Origin of the sequence: Cryptosporangium phraense, assembly GCF_006912135.1 — a bacterium.
Classification (GTDB): Bacteria; Actinomycetota; Actinomycetes; order Mycobacteriales; family Cryptosporangiaceae; genus Cryptosporangium; species Cryptosporangium phraense.
This window is the reverse complement of the sequence record NZ_VIRS01000008.1, coordinates 159,167-173,684: the sequence shown is the minus strand read 5'-3', so window position 1 is coordinate 173,684 and position 14,518 is coordinate 159,167. Positions and strand designations below refer to the sequence as shown.

General features: G+C 71.9%; 15 protein-coding genes. 11 read left to right on the top strand and 4 right to left on the bottom strand.

Going from position 1 to position 14,518, the window contains the following annotated elements; genetic code table 11:
* Positions 1-133: 133 nt before the first annotated feature.
* From lpdA to FL583_RS13865, 3 genes are all read left to right on the top strand, one after another.
* Entirely contained in the window at positions 134-1,543 is a 1,410-nt protein-coding gene (gene lpdA / locus FL583_RS13875; protein WP_142705027.1) for a dihydrolipoyl dehydrogenase, read from the top strand.
* Between the two features lie 57 nt (positions 1,544-1,600).
* Positions 1,601-3,457: a 2-oxoglutarate dehydrogenase, E2 component, dihydrolipoamide succinyltransferase gene (gene sucB, locus FL583_RS13870; protein ID WP_142705026.1), complete on the top strand. Its 1,857-nt coding sequence runs from the start codon at positions 1,601-1,603 to the stop codon at positions 3,455-3,457.
* Between the two features lie 88 nt (positions 3,458-3,545).
* Positions 3,546-4,439, top strand: a complete 894-nt coding sequence (locus FL583_RS13865; protein WP_142705025.1) for a TIGR01777 family oxidoreductase — start codon at positions 3,546-3,548, stop codon at positions 4,437-4,439.
* On the opposite strand, the gene FL583_RS13860 is transcribed toward FL583_RS13865, so the two are convergent.
* Positions 4,393-4,890, bottom strand: a complete 498-nt coding sequence (locus FL583_RS13860) for a protein kinase family protein (protein WP_142705024.1) — start codon at positions 4,888-4,890, stop codon at positions 4,393-4,395. The two genes, FL583_RS13865 and FL583_RS13860, sit on opposite strands and share 47 nt — an antisense overlap.
* A 233-nt stretch (positions 4,891-5,123) precedes the next feature.
* On the opposite strand from FL583_RS13860, the gene FL583_RS13855 reads away from it, so the two are divergent.
* The 6 genes from FL583_RS13855 to FL583_RS13830 all read left to right on the top strand — a co-directional run bounded on the left by FL583_RS13855 (position 5,124) and on the right by FL583_RS13830 (position 9,305).
* Complete coding sequence (locus FL583_RS13855) at positions 5,124-5,954, top strand: HEAT repeat domain-containing protein (protein WP_142705023.1); 831 nt, start codon at positions 5,124-5,126, stop codon at positions 5,952-5,954.
* A gap of 118 nt (positions 5,955-6,072) precedes the next feature.
* Positions 6,073-6,714 (top strand): lipoyl(octanoyl) transferase LipB, encoded by a 642-nt coding sequence (gene lipB / locus FL583_RS13850; RefSeq protein WP_420843143.1) that lies wholly within the window; start codon positions 6,073-6,075, stop codon positions 6,712-6,714.
* Between the two features lie 89 nt (positions 6,715-6,803).
* A complete protein-coding gene (locus FL583_RS13845; RefSeq protein ID WP_205752114.1) occupies positions 6,804-7,205 on the top strand; it encodes a PPOX class F420-dependent oxidoreductase in 402 nt (133 codons plus the stop codon).
* Positions 7,206-7,308: 103 nt separating this feature from the next.
* Positions 7,309-8,244, top strand: a complete 936-nt coding sequence (lipA, locus tag FL583_RS13840; RefSeq protein ID WP_142705021.1) for a lipoyl synthase — start codon at positions 7,309-7,311, stop codon at positions 8,242-8,244.
* 108 nt (positions 8,245-8,352) lie between these two features.
* On the top strand, positions 8,353-8,538 hold the full coding sequence (locus tag FL583_RS13835) for a hypothetical protein (RefSeq protein WP_205752113.1): 186 nt from the start codon (positions 8,353-8,355) through the stop codon (positions 8,536-8,538).
* A gap of 50 nt (positions 8,539-8,588) precedes the next feature.
* The gene (locus tag FL583_RS13830) at positions 8,589-9,305 is read left to right on the top strand and encodes a DUF4191 domain-containing protein (RefSeq protein WP_142705019.1); all 717 of its coding nucleotides are present in this window, start codon (positions 8,589-8,591) and stop codon (positions 9,303-9,305) included.
* A 129-nt stretch (positions 9,306-9,434) separates the two neighbouring features.
* On the opposite strand, the gene FL583_RS13825 is transcribed toward FL583_RS13830, so the two are convergent.
* Positions 9,435-9,803, bottom strand: coding sequence for an RDD family protein (locus FL583_RS13825; protein WP_142705018.1), 369 nt, complete (start codon positions 9,801-9,803; stop codon positions 9,435-9,437).
* Positions 9,804-9,977: 174 nt separating this feature from the next.
* Here FL583_RS13825 and glnA point away from each other — a divergent pair, with 174 nt between their 5' ends.
* Positions 9,978-11,399 carry a type I glutamate--ammonia ligase gene (gene glnA / locus FL583_RS13820; protein ID WP_142705017.1) on the top strand — a complete coding sequence of 474 codons (1,422 nt, stop codon included), beginning with the start codon at positions 9,978-9,980 and terminating at the stop codon, positions 11,397-11,399.
* A 110-nt stretch (positions 11,400-11,509) separates the two neighbouring features.
* Here the strand turns inward: glnA and FL583_RS13815 are convergent, their stop codons facing one another.
* The gene (locus tag FL583_RS13815; protein WP_142705016.1) at positions 11,510-12,313 is read right to left on the bottom strand and encodes a putative protein N(5)-glutamine methyltransferase; all 804 of its coding nucleotides are present in this window, start codon (positions 12,311-12,313) and stop codon (positions 11,510-11,512) included.
* A 48-nt stretch (positions 12,314-12,361) separates the two neighbouring features.
* Positions 12,362-12,628 carry a hypothetical protein gene (locus FL583_RS13810; RefSeq protein WP_142705015.1) on the bottom strand — a complete coding sequence of 89 codons (267 nt, stop codon included), beginning with the start codon at positions 12,626-12,628 and terminating at the stop codon, positions 12,362-12,364.
* A 170-nt stretch (positions 12,629-12,798) separates the two neighbouring features.
* Between FL583_RS13810 and FL583_RS13805 the strand changes: the two genes are divergently transcribed.
* Positions 12,799-13,782 carry a helix-turn-helix transcriptional regulator gene (locus FL583_RS13805; protein WP_170323634.1) on the top strand — a complete coding sequence of 328 codons (984 nt, stop codon included), beginning with the start codon at positions 12,799-12,801 and terminating at the stop codon, positions 13,780-13,782.
* Positions 13,783-14,518: the final 736 nt, after the last annotated feature.

Below are 14,518 nucleotides of genomic sequence, written 5' to 3'. Positions count from 1 at the left end.
CACCTCCTTCGTTCAAGTGTAGGCAACCGGCACGACCTGCGGACTCGTCGTGCCGGAACAGCCCCACGTCGCGCCCCGGATCCGCCGAGTGACAAGATTGGGCGGGATCGTCGGACGGAGCGCAGGAGACGTAGTGGGCGGAGGTCGGCCAGCGCACGACATCGTCGTACTCGGCGGTGGCAGTGGCGGCTACTCCTGTGCGCTTCGCGCCGCCGAACTGGGCCTCTCGGTCGTCCTCGTCGAGAAGGACAAACTCGGTGGTACCTGCCTGCACCGGGGCTGTATCCCGACCAAGGCGCTGCTGCACGCCGGCGAGGTCGCCGACACCACCCGCGAGGCGGCCCGCTTCGGGGTGAAGGCCGAGTTCCTCGGCGTCGACCTGGCCGCGGTCACCGCCTACCAGGACGGCGTCGTCGCGAAGATGTACAAGGGCCTCACCGGCCTGGTCGCGAGCCGTGGCATCACGGTCGTGGCGGGCACCGGCCGGCTGACCTCGCCGACGACCGTCCAGGTCGGGAACGACACGTACGAGGGCGGGCACGTCGTGCTGGCCACCGGCTCGGCGCCGAGCACGCTGCCCGGCCTGGAGATCGACGGCACGCACGTGCTCACCAGCGACCACGCCCTGCGCCTCGACCGGGTCCCGGCCAGCGCGGTCGTGCTCGGCGGCGGCGTCATCGGCGTCGAGTTCGCCAGCGCCTGGCGCTCCCTGGGGGCCGACGTCACGATCGTCGAGGCGCTCCCCCGGCTGCTGCCGCTCGAGGAGGAGTCGTCCTCCCGGCGGCTCGAACGCGCGTTCCGCAAACGCGGGATCGGGTTCTCCACCGGTAAACGGTTCGCGCGCGCCGAACGCGCCGGGGACGGCGTCCGCGTGGTGCTCGAGGACGAGAGCGTGCTCGAGGCGGAGGTGTTGCTGGTCGCGGTCGGCCGGAGGCCGGTCTCGGAGGGCCTCGGCTACGCCGAGGCCGGCGTCGCCACCGAGCGGGGTCACGTCCTGGTCGACGGGTTGTGCCGGACGAACCTCCCGACGGTCTCCGCGGTGGGCGACCTCATTCCGACGCCTCAGCTGGCGCACGTCGGGTTCGCCGAAGGGATCCTGGTCGCCGAGCGGGTGGCCGGGCTGCCGGTGACGCCGATCGACTACGCGGGCGTCCCGCGGGTCACGTACTCGGAGCCGGAAGTCGCGTCGGTCGGCCTCACGACCACCGAGGCGCGGGCCCGGGGCTACGAGATCGAAGAAGTCCAGTACGACCTGGCCGGGAACGGCAAGGCTACGATTTTGCGGGCCGCGGGCGCGGTGACCGTCCTTCGCGCCAAGGACGGTCCGGTGCTCGGCGTCCATCTGGTCGGCAGCCGGATGGGTGAATTGGCGGCCGAGGCCCAGCTGATCTACAACTGGGAAGCTTTTCCCGAGGATGTCGCGCCGCTCCTGCATCCCCATCCCACGCAGTCCGAAGCGCTCGGAGAGGCTCATCTCGCGCTGGCGGGGAAGCCTCTGCACGTACACGGTCCAGCCCTGCACCCCCCGCCCGCCCACCCTTAAAGCGGAATCAAAACCTGCCGTGTCAACGATCAAATAGTTTGAGGAGCCGCACAGACCATGCCGACCTCCGTCTCCATGCCCGCGCTCGGCGAGTCGGTCACCGAGGGCACCGTGACCCGCTGGCTCAAGCAGGTCGGCGACACCGTCGCCGTCGACGAGCCGCTGCTCGAGGTCTCGACCGACAAGGTCGACACCGAAATCCCGTCGCCGGTCGCCGGCACGCTCCTCTCCATCACCGCCGACGAAGACGCCACGGTCGAGGTCGGCGGCGAACTCGGCGTCATCGGCGACGCCGGCGAGGACGCCGGCTCCTCGTCGCCCGCCCCGGCCGAAGAGGCCCCGGCCGAAGAGGCCCCCGCCGAGGAAGCCCCGGCCGAGGCGCAGGAGGCGCAGGAGGCCCAGACCTCCGAGGCTCCCTCCACCGAGGAAGACGCTCCGGCGCCCCAGGCCGAGGCCGCTCCCTCGTCCGACGGCGGTGACAACACCTCGGTGAAGATGCCCGCGCTCGGCGAGTCGGTCACCGAGGGCACCGTGACCCGCTGGCTCAAGCAGGTCGGCGACACCGTCGCCGTCGACGAGCCGCTGCTCGAGGTCTCGACCGACAAGGTCGACACCGAAATCCCGTCGCCGGTCGCCGGCACGCTCCTCTCCATCACCGCCGACGAAGACGCCACGGTCGAGGTCGGCGGCGAACTCGGCGTCATCGGTTCCGGCGACGCGGCGCCGGCCAAGTCGGAGCCCGCCCCGGCCGCCAAGGCCGAGCCGCAGTCCGAGCCGACGCCCGAGCCGCAGTCGGTGCAGCCCGAGAACCCGCCGGCCGAGGAGAGCGAGGAGCCCGCCCGCGCCGCGGTCGAGTCGACCCCGCCGCAGGACGCCTCGCCCGCGACCGCCCCGGCGCCCTCGCGCGCCCCGGACGAGTCCAGCACCGCGTCCAGCGCCCCCGCGTCCGACAACGGCCAGGGCGCCTACGTCACCCCGCTGGTGCGCAAGCTCGCCACCGAGCACGGCGTCGACCTGGGCAGCGTCGAAGGCACCGGCGTCGGTGGCCGGATCCGCAAGCAGGACGTCCTGGACGCCGCCGAAGCCAAGAAGGCCGCCGCGGCCGCTCCGGCCGCCGCTCCGGCCGCGGCCCCGGCCGCCGAGAAAGCCGCGCCGGCCGCGAAGAAGGCCCCGGCCGCCCCGTCGCCGCTGCGCGGACGCACCGAGAAGCTGTCGCGCCTGCGCAAGGTGATCGCGACCCGGATGGTCGAGTCGCTGCAGGTCGCGGCCCAGCTGACCACGGTGGTCGAGGTCGACGTCACGAAGATCGCCAACCTGCGCAAGCAGGCCAAGGCCGACTTCCAGGCCCGGCACGGTGTGAACCTCTCGTTCCTGCCGTTCTTCGCGGTCGCCGCCGTCGAGGCGCTGCAGCAGTACCCGCAGATCAACTCGGTGCTCAACCTCGACGAGGGCACGGTCACCTACCCGGAGGCCGAGCACCTGGGCATCGCGGTCGACACCGAGCGCGGCCTGCTGGTGGCCACCGTGCGGGACGCCGGTGACCTGAACCTGGGTGGGATGGCCCGGAAGATCGCCGACCTGGCCGACCGGACCCGCAACAACAAGGTCAGCCCGGACGAACTGGCCGGCGCGACGTTCACGCTGACCAACACCGGCAGCCGGGGCGCGCTGTTCGACACCCCGATCATCTTCCAGCCGAACTCGGCGATCCTCGGCACGGGCGCGGTCGTCAAGCGGGCCGTCGTCATCAACGACCCCAACCTCGGCGAGGTCATCGCGCCGCGGTCGATGGTGTACCTGGCGCTCTCCTACGACCACCGGATCGTCGACGGGGCGGACGCCGCGCGCTTCCTCGTCGCGATGAAGGAGCGTCTCGAGGGTGGCGCGTTCGAGGGTGAGCTCGGGCTCGCCTGACCCGTACCGGCGCCCGAGGCCCGTCCCGGAAGGGACGGGCCTCTCGTGTCGAGTCGCGGGAGGACGGCGGGCGCGAGAGGATTCAGACATGCGGATCGTCGTGAGCGGGGCCAGCGGCCTGATCGGAACATCCCTGGTCAACGCGGTGCGCGCGGACGGGCACGAGGTGGTCCGGCTGGTGCGCCGCGAACCCGGAGCGTCCGACGAGGTGCGCTGGAACCCGGCCGCGCACGACCTCGCGCCGGACGTCGTCTCCGGTGCGGACGCGGTCGTGCACCTGGCCGGGGCCGGGGTCGGCGACCGCCCCTGGACGTCCGGGTACAAACGGACGCTCATCGACAGCCGGATCGACGGCACCACGACGATCGCGACCGCGGTCGCGCGGGCCGAGAAGCCGCCGAAGGTGCTGGTCTCGGCGTCGGCGGTGGGCTGGTACGGCGACCGCGGCGACCAGGTCGTGCGCGAGGACGAGCCGGCCGGCGCCGGGTTCCTGGCCGACCTCTGCCGCACCTGGGAGGGCGCGACCGCGCCCGCCGAGGAGGCCGGCGTGCGCGTCGCCCACATCCGCTCGGGCCTGGTGCTGGCGCGGTCGGGTGGACTGCTCGGCCGGATCAAGCCACTGTTCGCGCTGGGGCTCGGCGGCAAGCTCGGCTCGGGGCAGCAGTACTGGCCCTGGATCTCGCTGCGCGACGAGGTCGCGGCCATCCAGTTCGTGCTGGAGAACGACGGCGTCCGCGGGCCGGTGAACCTGACCGGCCCGGAGCCGGCCACCAACGCCGAGTTCACCGCCGAGCTGGCCCGCCAGCTGCACCGGCCGGCCGTGGTGCCGGTGCCCGCATTCGCGTTGCGCGCGGCTCTCTGGGGCTTCGCCGACGAGGGCATCCTCGCCGGGCAGCGGGCGGTGCCGTCCGTCCTGCTCGACCACGGCTTCACGTTCACCGACCCGACACTGGACTCGGCCCTTCGGTACGCGCTGGGCTGAGCAATCGGTCGAGCGGTACCGGGTCGCACGCGGCCCGCAGCGCGGCGGCCAGTTCGTACGCCGTAGGTCGCTGTGCGGCCCGGCCGGAGAGTGCCGTCGCCAGCACCGTGACCAGGTCGGTGGGGACGCCGAGGGCGACGGCGCGATCGGCCCAGCCGTCCGGGTCGACCTCCCGGCCGAGCAGCGCACCGGCGATCACCCCGGCCAGATCGCCGACGTCCTCGGCCCGCGCACGAACGCCGGCCGGACGCTTCCGGGCCCGCGGTGACGGCACGAAGGACACCCCGTCGTCCCCGAGACGTATCGAGTGCGCGTTGATCGCCCGGTGGGCCGCTCCCAGCTCGTGCGCGTCGGCCAGTTCGTCGGCCAGCGGGGCGAACAGCGCGACCGCCTCACCGCACCGCAGCCGGTCGATCCGGGAGAGAACTTCGGACAGCGAAATCTCGTTCATGGCGCCGGACGCTAGGCCGGATCGACGAATCGCGGGCCGACCGTCCACAGGACGAAGACGACCAGAAAGACACGGAGCCGGACTGCCGAAACAGCAGCCACACAACAAACGAATTCATCCACAGGCACCCGCGATGACTGGACACAAACGTGACGGCGCGTCGTAGTCTCTTCTCGACCGCAGAGTGCGATCGTTCCGGTGTAAGGCGTTCGCGTTCGGGGGACGGTGATCGCATGGACCTCACCACACTCGCCGGGGACCCGACCTCGGAGCCGGACGATCTGGCGGGCGCCGTCGACGCCGCCGCCGGAGAGGTCGCGGCGTTCGGACCCGTGTTGGGGCTCGTCGACCATGACGCGCCGGCTGTGCGTACCGCGGTGGCCCGTGCACTCCCCCATCTGGCCGCGATGGAGATCAACGTCCCTTTCGCCCCGCTGGCGGTCGACGCGCTGATCAGCCTGACCGCCGACCCCGACGGCGACGTGCGGAACTGGGCCTGCTTCGGGCTCGGGACGCAGATGGACGAGGTCGACGGGGCGACGGTCCGCGAGGCGCTGGCCGCGCGGCTGACCGACCGGCACGGTGAGGCCCGGCGCGAGGCGCTGATCGGCCTGGCCCGGCGCCGCGATCCGCGCGCGCTGCCCGCGGTCCGGGCCGCGCTCTGCCGGTCCGACGTATGGCTCCTCGAGGTCGAGGCGGCCGGCGCGCTCGGCGACTCGTCGCTGCACCCGCTGGTCCTGCGCCACCTCGACGGCTGGGACGGCGGCGCGGCCCGCACGGTCGCCGCGGTCGCCCGGCTCACCGACCCCGACGGGCTCGGCGACGACCTCGTCGACGGGCTGGCCGTCTGGTACCGCTGCGGCGGCCCGCTGGCCGCGGACGCCGACCCGGGCTGGTGGCGCATCGCGCTCGATCTGCTCGAGCTGGCCCCGTACCGGGCCGGCGAGCTGGCTGGCGCGGTCGCGGCCCGGCTCGGCAACGACCACCACGCGCTCGGCGCGCTCGACGATTCGACCCTCGGCGCGATCGCCCGCGCCCACGGCTGGGCCGGCGTCCTGCAGTAGCGATGGGTGGCCCGGCCGTTGCTCACCCGGCCGGGCCACCGATCCGCTGCAGGCGCCCGCCTCCGCCGGCCCGGCTCCAACGAGCCGCTCCCGGCGTACGCTCCGAACCATGACGGAGATGCTCGAGACCGCGCCCACCGTCGTCCGGTGGCTGGGCCACATCGACTACAACGAGGCCTGGGACGAGCAGCGCCGCCTGCACGCCGCCCGGGTCGCCGACGACATCCCCGACACGGTCCTGCTGCTGGAGCACCCGAGCGTCTACACCGCGGGCCGGCGCACCAAGGACGCCGACCGCCCGTTCGACGGAACCCCGGTGGTCGACGTCGACCGGGGCGGCGAGATCACCTGGCACGGCCCCGGTCAGCTGGTCGGGTACCCGATCGTCCAGCTCCCCCGGCCGCTCGACGTCGTCGCGTACGTGCGGCGCATCGAGGGCATGCTGATCGAGGTCTGCGCCGACCTCGGCGTGGCCACGACCCGGGTGGCCGGGCGCAGCGGCGTCTGGGTGCTCGCCGACGAGCGCGGCCCCGACCGGAAGATCGCCGCGATCGGTGTCCGGGTCAGCCGCCGGGTGGCGATGCACGGCTTCGCGCTCAACTGCAACCCCGACATGTCCGGGTTCGGCAACATCGTCCCGTGTGGCATCCACGACGCCGGGGTCACGTCGCTCTCCCTCGAACTCGGGCGCACGGTGACGATCGACGACGTCCTCGGGCTCGTCGAGCCGCGGCTCCCCCAGCTGGCCGGAGGGGTTTGAGAAACCCGCTCCGGGGTAAGGGCCGGACGGATTCGCCACTTACGTGATAGGCAAACCCGACCGTATCCGTCCTACTCGGGGGTGGCTAGATGTCCCAGATGGACACCGATGCCTTCGACGCGCTCGCGGCCGAGCAGTGCATCAGCCTGACCACCTTCCGCCGGGACGGGACCGCCGTGCCCACCCCGGTCTGGGCCGCCCCGTCCGGCGGCAAGCTGCTCGTCTGGACCGGCGTCGACTCGGGCAAGGTGAAGCGGCTGCGGCACACCCCGGCGGTGACCGTGGCGCCGTGCGAGCGCGGCGGGTCGCTGCTCGACGAGCCGGTCGCCGCGCACGCCCGGGTCACCCGTCGCGACGAGATGCCCGCGCTGAAGGCCGCGATGAAGGCCAAGTACGGCTGGCAGTTCCGCTTCGCCGCCCTCGCCGCCGGCATCGGGCGCCTGATCGGCCTCCGCCCGGGCCAGATCGGCGTCGAGATCACGCTCGACTAGCGCTCGGCCCCGCCGAGCGAAACAGGTGAGTTTGACCACCCAACCCGACCCTGCGTTCCGCAGCCCGTCAGCACGACCGCAATCCGGCGTAGGCTTCTCGGCTGTGACGACGGTTCAGCCCGAAGGACGCAAACTTCTTCGGTTGGAGGCTCGCAACGCGGAGACTCCGATCGAGCGCAAGCCATCCTGGATCCGCGTGACGGCCAAGATGGGCCCCGAGTACACCGAGCTCAAGGGCCTGGTGAAACGCGAAGGCCTGCACACGGTGTGCGAAGAGGCCGGCTGTCCGAACATCTACGAGTGCTGGGAAGACCGCGAGGCCACGTTCCTCATCGGCGGCGACCAGTGCACCCGGCGGTGCGACTTCTGCCAGATCGCCACCGGCAAGCCGGTCGCGCTCGACCGTGACGAGCCCCGCCGCGTGGCCGAGAGCGTCCAGGCGATGGGCCTGCGGTACGCCACGGTCACCGGCGTGGCCCGCGACGACCAGCCCGACGGCGGCGCCTGGCTCTACGCCGAGACCGTCCGCCAGATCCACGAGCTCAACCCGGGCACCGGCGTCGAGCTGCTGGCCCCTGACTTCAACGCGCAGCCGAACCTCCTCAACCAGGTCTTCGAGGCCGCCCCCGAGGTCTTCGCGCACAACATCGAGACGGTCCCGCGGATCTTCAAGCGGATCCGCCCCGGCTTCCGGTACGAGCGTTCGCTCGACGTCATCCGGCAGGCCCGGGACGCCGGCCTGGTCACCAAGTCGAACCTGATCCTGGGCATGGGCGAGGAGCCCGAGGAGGTCACCGAGGCGCTGCGCGACCTGCACGGCGCCGGATGCGACCTGGTCACGATCACCCAGTACCTGCGGCCGTCGTCGCTGCACCACCCGGTGTCGCGCTGGGTGAAGCCGGAGGAGTTCGTCGCGTTCCGCGAGCAGGCCGAGGAGATCGGCTTCGCCGGCGTGCTCTCCGGGCCGCTGGTGCGCTCGTCGTACCGCGCCGGCCGGCTCTACCAGCAGGCCATCGAGGCCCGGGCCGCGACGCACTGACTTTCCCGGTGCGGTTATGCCGAGGACACACGTCAGACATATCGGTCCGGCAGAATGCTTGCTGCTGATCGTCAAAGCGAAACTACGGAAAGTAAGCAGGAGGTGCACGTGACTCCGGTCGAGCCGCTCCGCCATCTGTTCACGTCCGCGATCGCACTGCTCCCCGAAGGGGGTCAGCGCACCGCGCGGCGGAACGCCTGGGCGGCGATGAGCGAAGACACCCGTCGAGCCCGAGACCGCCGGGAGGCCGCCGCCGCGTTCGCGGCTCCCGAAGTCCGGCGTTTGAGCCGCTGAGGCGCAACCTCCCGGTTCTACGAACGCACAGGCCGCTCTAGACTTGAGCTATGGCCTCCACCACCCCCGAGAAAGTCGGCTTCCGCCAGCGGCTTCGACAGATCGTTCAGGTTTTCCAGTTCGTCCGGGGGCACGATCGTCTGATCGTTCCGCTGATGCTGGTGGCCTTCCTCGTGCCGCTGCTCATCGGCATCGGGGTCGCCTGGTTCACCGGCCTGTGGGTGCTGGTCCCGCTCGCCGTGCTGATCGCGGTCCTGGCCACGCTCATCATCTTCAGCCGCCGGGTCCAGAAGGCCACGTACGCGCAGGTCGAGGGGCAGCCCGGGGCGGCGCTGGCGGTGCTCGAGTCGATGCCGGGCAACCGTAACCAGAAGAACTGGAAATTCACGCCGGCCGTGCAGATCAGCCAGCAGCAGGACGTCGTCCACCGGGTCGTCGGCCGGCCGGGCGTCATCCTCCTCGCGGAGGGCGCTCCGCACCGCGTCAAGCCGCTGGTGAACCAGGAGCGCAAGCGCGTCAGCCGCGTGCTGACCGACGTGCCGGTCTACGACGTCCTCGTGGGCGAGGACGACGACAAGGTCTCGATCCGGAAGCTGCAGTCGCACCTGCAGAAGCTCCCGAAGAACCTGACCCCGGGCCAGGTCGGTCAGGTCGCGCAGCGCCTGCAGGGGCTGGGCGGTGCCCGCCCGCCGATCCCCAAGGGCCCCATGCCCAAGTCAGCCCGCGCCATGAAGGGCGCGAAGCAGCAAATGTACCGCGGGCGTTAAAGCCTTTTTCTTACGCCTGCCGGGCGGGCGCCGGTCGTTCCGCGACCGGCGCGCGTTCGATTACGCCCGGATCGTCCCGCCCGCCCGTGCGTGGTTGCTCGCCCACCCTCTCCGGGCGGGGGTGTGCAACTACCGGCGGCGCGTGACGATCGAGCCGACGACCTTGTCGTGGTAGCGGCGCCCGTCGCCGGACGGGACGAGCACCGGGATCACGATGATGATCAGCAGCGTACGGAGGAGCGCCCGGCCGAGGCCGATCGGGCGCCCGTCGGCAACACCCTCGACACGCAGCCCGAGCAACCGCAGCCCCGGCGACTCGCCGAACAGCCCGACGAACCCGGTGTAGGCCACCAGGAACACCGGCGTGCTCCAGCCCCCGGGCGGGTCCGGGTACGTGAAGAGACCGGCGACCAGCGCGCACAGCACCGCGTCCACCAGGTACGCCACGAACCGGCGTCCGAACGATCCGGTGGGCAGCTCAGTCGTCCTCGCACTCACGTCCGAACCCTATCCGCACTACGCTGAGTCGCTGCTTCGTCCTAAGCTGTCCGAAAATGGGCACTCCTGCCTTCGGACCGTCACCCCGGTTAACATCCGCGAAACTGATGGGACATTGGCAGGCAACCGGCGCTTCCTACGTTGTGGCAAGCGACCCACACTGACGGAGGATGGATGTTTTCCCAGCCCGACGAACTACTCCGGTACATCCAGGACGAGGGCGTTCGGTTCATCGACGTCCGGTTCTGTGACCTTCCGGGTGTCATGCAGCACTTCACGGTTCCGATCGAGTCGTTCGACGCGGACATCATCGAGGAGGGGCTGGCGTTCGACGGGTCGTCGATCCGTGGTTTCCAGCAGATCCACGAGTCCGACATGCTGCTGCTGCCGGACGTGTCGACCGCGTTCGTCGACCCGTTCCGGGTCAACAAGACGATCGCGCTGAACTTCTTCATCGCGGACCCGTTCACCCGCGAGGCCTACTCCCGCGACCCGCGCAACATCGCCAAGAAGGCCGAGCAGTACCTGGCCAGCAGCGGTATCGCGGACACCGCGTACTTCGGTGCCGAGGCGGAGTTCTACATCTTCGACTCGATCCGGTTCGACACGAACCAGCACAGCTCGTTCTACTACGTCGACTCCGTCGAGGGCGCGTGGAACAGCGGCCGCGAGGAAGAGGGCGGCAACCGGGGCTACAAGACCAACTACAAGGGCGGTTACTTCCCGGTCCCGCCGATCGACCACTACGCCGACCTGCGCGACTCGATGGTGAACAACCTCCAGCAGGTGGGCATCACGGTCGAGCGCGGTCACCACGAGGTGGGCACCGCCGGCCAGGCCGAGATCAACTACAAGTTCTCGACGCTGCTGCACTCCGCCGACAACCTGATGCTGTTCAAGTACATCATCAAGAACACCGCGTGGAACGCCGGCAAGACCGTCACCTTCATGCCGAAGCCGCTCTTCGGTGACAACGGCTCGGGTATGCACACCCACCAGAGCCTGTGGAAGGACGGCAACCCGCTCATGTACGACGAGGTCGGCTACGCCGGTCTCTCGGACACCGCGCGCTGGTACATCGGTGGTCTGCTCAAGCACGCCCCGTCGCTGCTCGCGTTCACCAACCCGACCGTGAACTCCTACCGGCGCCTGGTGCCCGGCTACGAGGCCCCGGTCAACCTGGTCTACTCGCAGCGCAACCGCTCGGCCTGCACGCGCATCCCGATCGTGAGCAGCCCGAAGGCCAAGCGCATCGAGTTCCGCGTGCCCGACCCGTCGGCCAACCCGTACCTCGCCTTCTCGGCGATGCTGATGGCCGGCCTCGACGGCATCAAGAACAAGATCGAGCCGCCGACGCCGGTCGACAAGGACCTCTACGAGCTCCCGCCGGACGAGCTGGCCGAGGTCGCGCAGGTTCCGGGTTCGCTCCCCGAGGTGCTCGACCGCCTCGAGATCGACCACGACTACCTGCTCGAGGGTGGCGTCTTCACCCCCGACCTGATCTCGACCTGGATCGAGTACAAGCGGGCCAACGAGGTCGACCCGGTGCGCCTGCGCCCGACCCCGCACGAGTTCGCCCTGTACTACGACATCTGATCGAGCGGTAGCTCCTGGCCGGCGGTGACGCCGGGCAGAGTCCACGTCAGGACGTCGCCGGGCCGTCGGTCGCCGCTTCACTCCGAAGCGGCGGTCGGCGGCCTTCCGCGTTACCGGGTCACGATCACCACGTGCGCGTCCTCGGCCGACTCCGTCCGGCAGCGCAGGCCGGCCGTCCCCACCAGCTCGCCGAGCGCGGCGGCCTGGTGCCTGCCGGCCTCGATCAGCAGCACGCCGGCCGGGGCCAGCCAGCGCTCGGCGTCCGCGATGACCCGGCGTAACACGTCCAGGCCGTCTGCTCCTCCGTCCAGCGCGACCCGGTGCTCGTGGTCCCTGGCCTCCGGGGGAAGCAGCCGGATCTCCTCGGTCGGCACGTACGGCGCATTCGCCAGCAGCACGTCGACCCGCCCGCGCAACCTCCCCGGGAGCGGCGCGTAGAGATCCCCCCGATACACGTGCCCGCCCAGCGGCCCGACGTTGCGGCGCGCCGACCGGACCGCCGCGGGGTCGATGTCTACCGCGTGCAGCTCGAGGCCCTCGGTCGCGGCCGCCAGCGCCACGCCTAACGCCCCCGAGCCGCAGCACAGGTCGACGACCACGGCGCCCGGCGGCGTCCGGACCGCGGCCTGCCGTACCAGGAACTCGGTGCGGTGCCGAGGCACGAACACTCCGGGGTCGACGCTGATGCGCAGCCCGCAGAACTCGGCCCAGCCGAGCACGTGCTCGAGCGGCACCCCGGCGACCCGCCGGCCGACCCGGGCGGCCAGCTCGGCCGGCGACCGGAACGCGGCCACGAGGAGGTGCGCCTCGTCCTCGGCGAAGACGCAACCGGCGGCGCGGAGGCGGCGGACGATCTCCGGTTCGGAGAGGACCGTTCTCGCCCTTCTCGACCCTGTGCGCCCCGGACCGCCCAGGGCCGCGCCATCGTAGCGACGCCACCCGGCCCGGTCGACCGGATTTGCTCACCCTCCGCTCGCTCGCCGGTACCGCCACCAGAGCATGACCGCCCGGGCCGCCGCGTCGCGCGTCCAGTACGTCTCCGGCCAGGGCAGCGCCTCCCCGACCGGACAGATCCACCACTCGCCGGTGCCCAGCACCCCGAGCACCGCGATCGGATCGCCGTCCCGCACCAGCAGCCAGCGGTTCCGCTCGTGCGGACGCAGCCGCCACGGATCCGCGTCCGGCGGCTCGGCCGGCCGGGCGTCGAACCAGGGGTTGTGCTCGCTCATCAGGACGTCTCTCCCCCGTCGCGGGCCGGCGGTTCCGGCGCTCGGGGCCAGCCAAGTCTGTCCGGGGAAATGTCCGACGGCGCTTCTAAGATGCCGGGCACCGGACGGACAGCCGGACAGCGACGGCGGAGAGGGGCCGGGTCGTGGAGCGTAGCGGCAGAACGTCGGCGGTGTCCGACGCGCACCGGTTGGCCACGGTGCTGCGGCACCATCGCGCCCGCGCCGGGCTCACTCAGCGTGAGCTGGCCCGGCGCTCCGGGTACAGCCGGTCGAGCGTCGCCAACGCCGAGTCCGGCGACGTCCGGTCGGCCGAGTTCTACCGCCGCTGCGATGTCGCGCTCGCGGCCGGCGGCGCGGTCGTCGCGGCCCGCCGGGCGCTCGCCGCGCCCGCTCCCCCGGCCACCCCGCCGCCCAGCGCGACGGGCCTGCGTCTGCGTGAGGTCCCGGTCGCCGATGCCCTCTCCTACCTGCGGCGGTACTGGTCGGTGGTGGCTCGCGCGGCCGATCTGCTCGGTCCCCGGGCGGCGCTCCCCACCGTGCTCGACCACCTCGCCACGCTCACCGCGCTGGTCGCTTCCGCGACCGGGCCCACGCGGTCGGCCCTGCTGTCGCTGTCGGCCCGCTACGCGGTCACGGCGTCCGGTCTCCATGCGGACGCCGGGCAGGCCGACGCCGCGAGCCTGTGGACGGGGCGGGCGCTGGAGTGGGCGCACGAGGCCGGTGACCGGCGCACGATCGCGTGGGCACTGTCCCGGCGCAGCCGGGCCTGCGCCGCCGCGGGCGAGAACGAGCGCGCACGAGCCCTCGCCCGAGCCGCCGCCAGCGCCCGCACCGCCACCACCCCCGACACCGCCACCACCCCCGACACCGCCGCCCCCACCACCGGCACCGCCCACACCGGCACTCCCGACACCGCCACTGCCCCCGCCGCCCTCAGCGCCGCAGCCACCCCCTGTACCGCCGGCCCCACCACGGCCACGCTCCGCGCCGTGCTGAGCAGCCGGCCGAGCAGCCCGGCCGGCGGCCCGCTCAGCAGCGCGAGCGCCAGGGGCGGTCGAGCGTCCCGGTCAAGAAGTACTGGCCACCGCGCTGCAGCCGCACCTTCACCCACTGGCCGTCGGGCTCGATACAGCCGTCCGGCCCGCGCAGGGTGAGCCACGGCGACCAGCGGACGCGCACGGTCAGGTCGGTGGCGACCGGGCTGGCGAAGCGCACGCCGGTCGCCTTCGACGACACGAGCTGCCCCGGGTAGGGCACCAGCGACGGTCCGCCGACCACCCGGTACAGCGACCAGTCGCTGTTCTCCCACTGCTTGCGCAGGTACGAGAGGTTCGCCTCGATCAGCGCGGCCTCTTCCCGCCCGGCCGGGTCGAGCTTCGACTCGCGCGGCACCGCCACGTACGTGACCGCGTTCTCGTAGAGCCAGGAGAGGTACGTGGCCGGCGTCAGCGTGTCGTCGTAGAACAGCGGGTTGCGGTCCACGTCGACCTGACGCTCCCAGCCCCGGGCGATCGGGACGACGTCCGCGACGTAGGTGGACTCCCAGTGGTCGCGCAGCGGAACCACCTCGACGCGGCCCACCGGGCCGCGGGCCTGCAGCTGGTTGATGAGCGGCTGGAAGTACAGCCGGCTGGCCTCCCGGGCCCCGGCGTACGCGAGGTCGCTCCCGACCAGCGGCGGCTGCCACCAGCAGAGCAGCGCGACGACGCCGACGAGCACCCGGCGGTCGAGCGTCGAGACCGCGACGACCACCGGCGCGGCGAACAGCATCGACAGCCGGACGACGTTGCTGCCGACCGGGTTGTGCGAGTAGTAGGTCGCGGCCGCACCGGCCGCGGTGAGCAGGGCCGCGATCCGGACGGTCTGGTACCCCCGGCGGGGCACCAGCAG

Bases quoted from the DNA above. Each gene is read 5' to 3' on its own strand.
- sucB (WP_142705026.1), top strand. From the start codon at position 1,601: ATGCCGACCTCCGTCTCCATGCCCGCGCTCGGCGAGTCGGTCACCGAG.
- FL583_RS13865 (WP_142705025.1), top strand. From the start codon at position 3,546: ATGCGGATCGTCGTGAGCGGGGCCAGCGGCCTGATCGGAACATCCCTG.
- FL583_RS13860 (WP_142705024.1), bottom strand. From the start codon at position 4,890: ATGAACGAGATTTCGCTGTCCGAAGTTCTCTCCCGGATCGACCGGCTG.
- FL583_RS13855 (WP_142705023.1), top strand. From the start codon at position 5,124: ATGGACCTCACCACACTCGCCGGGGACCCGACCTCGGAGCCGGACGAT.
- lipB (WP_420843143.1), top strand. From the start codon at position 6,073: ATGCTCGAGACCGCGCCCACCGTCGTCCGGTGGCTGGGCCACATCGAC.
- FL583_RS13845 (WP_205752114.1), top strand. From the start codon at position 6,804: ATGTCCCAGATGGACACCGATGCCTTCGACGCGCTCGCGGCCGAGCAG.
- FL583_RS13830 (WP_142705019.1), top strand. From the start codon at position 8,589: ATGGCCTCCACCACCCCCGAGAAAGTCGGCTTCCGCCAGCGGCTTCGA.
- glnA (WP_142705017.1), top strand. From the start codon at position 9,978: ATGTTTTCCCAGCCCGACGAACTACTCCGGTACATCCAGGACGAGGGC.
- FL583_RS13810 (WP_142705015.1), bottom strand. From the start codon at position 12,628: ATGAGCGAGCACAACCCCTGGTTCGACGCCCGGCCGGCCGAGCCGCCG.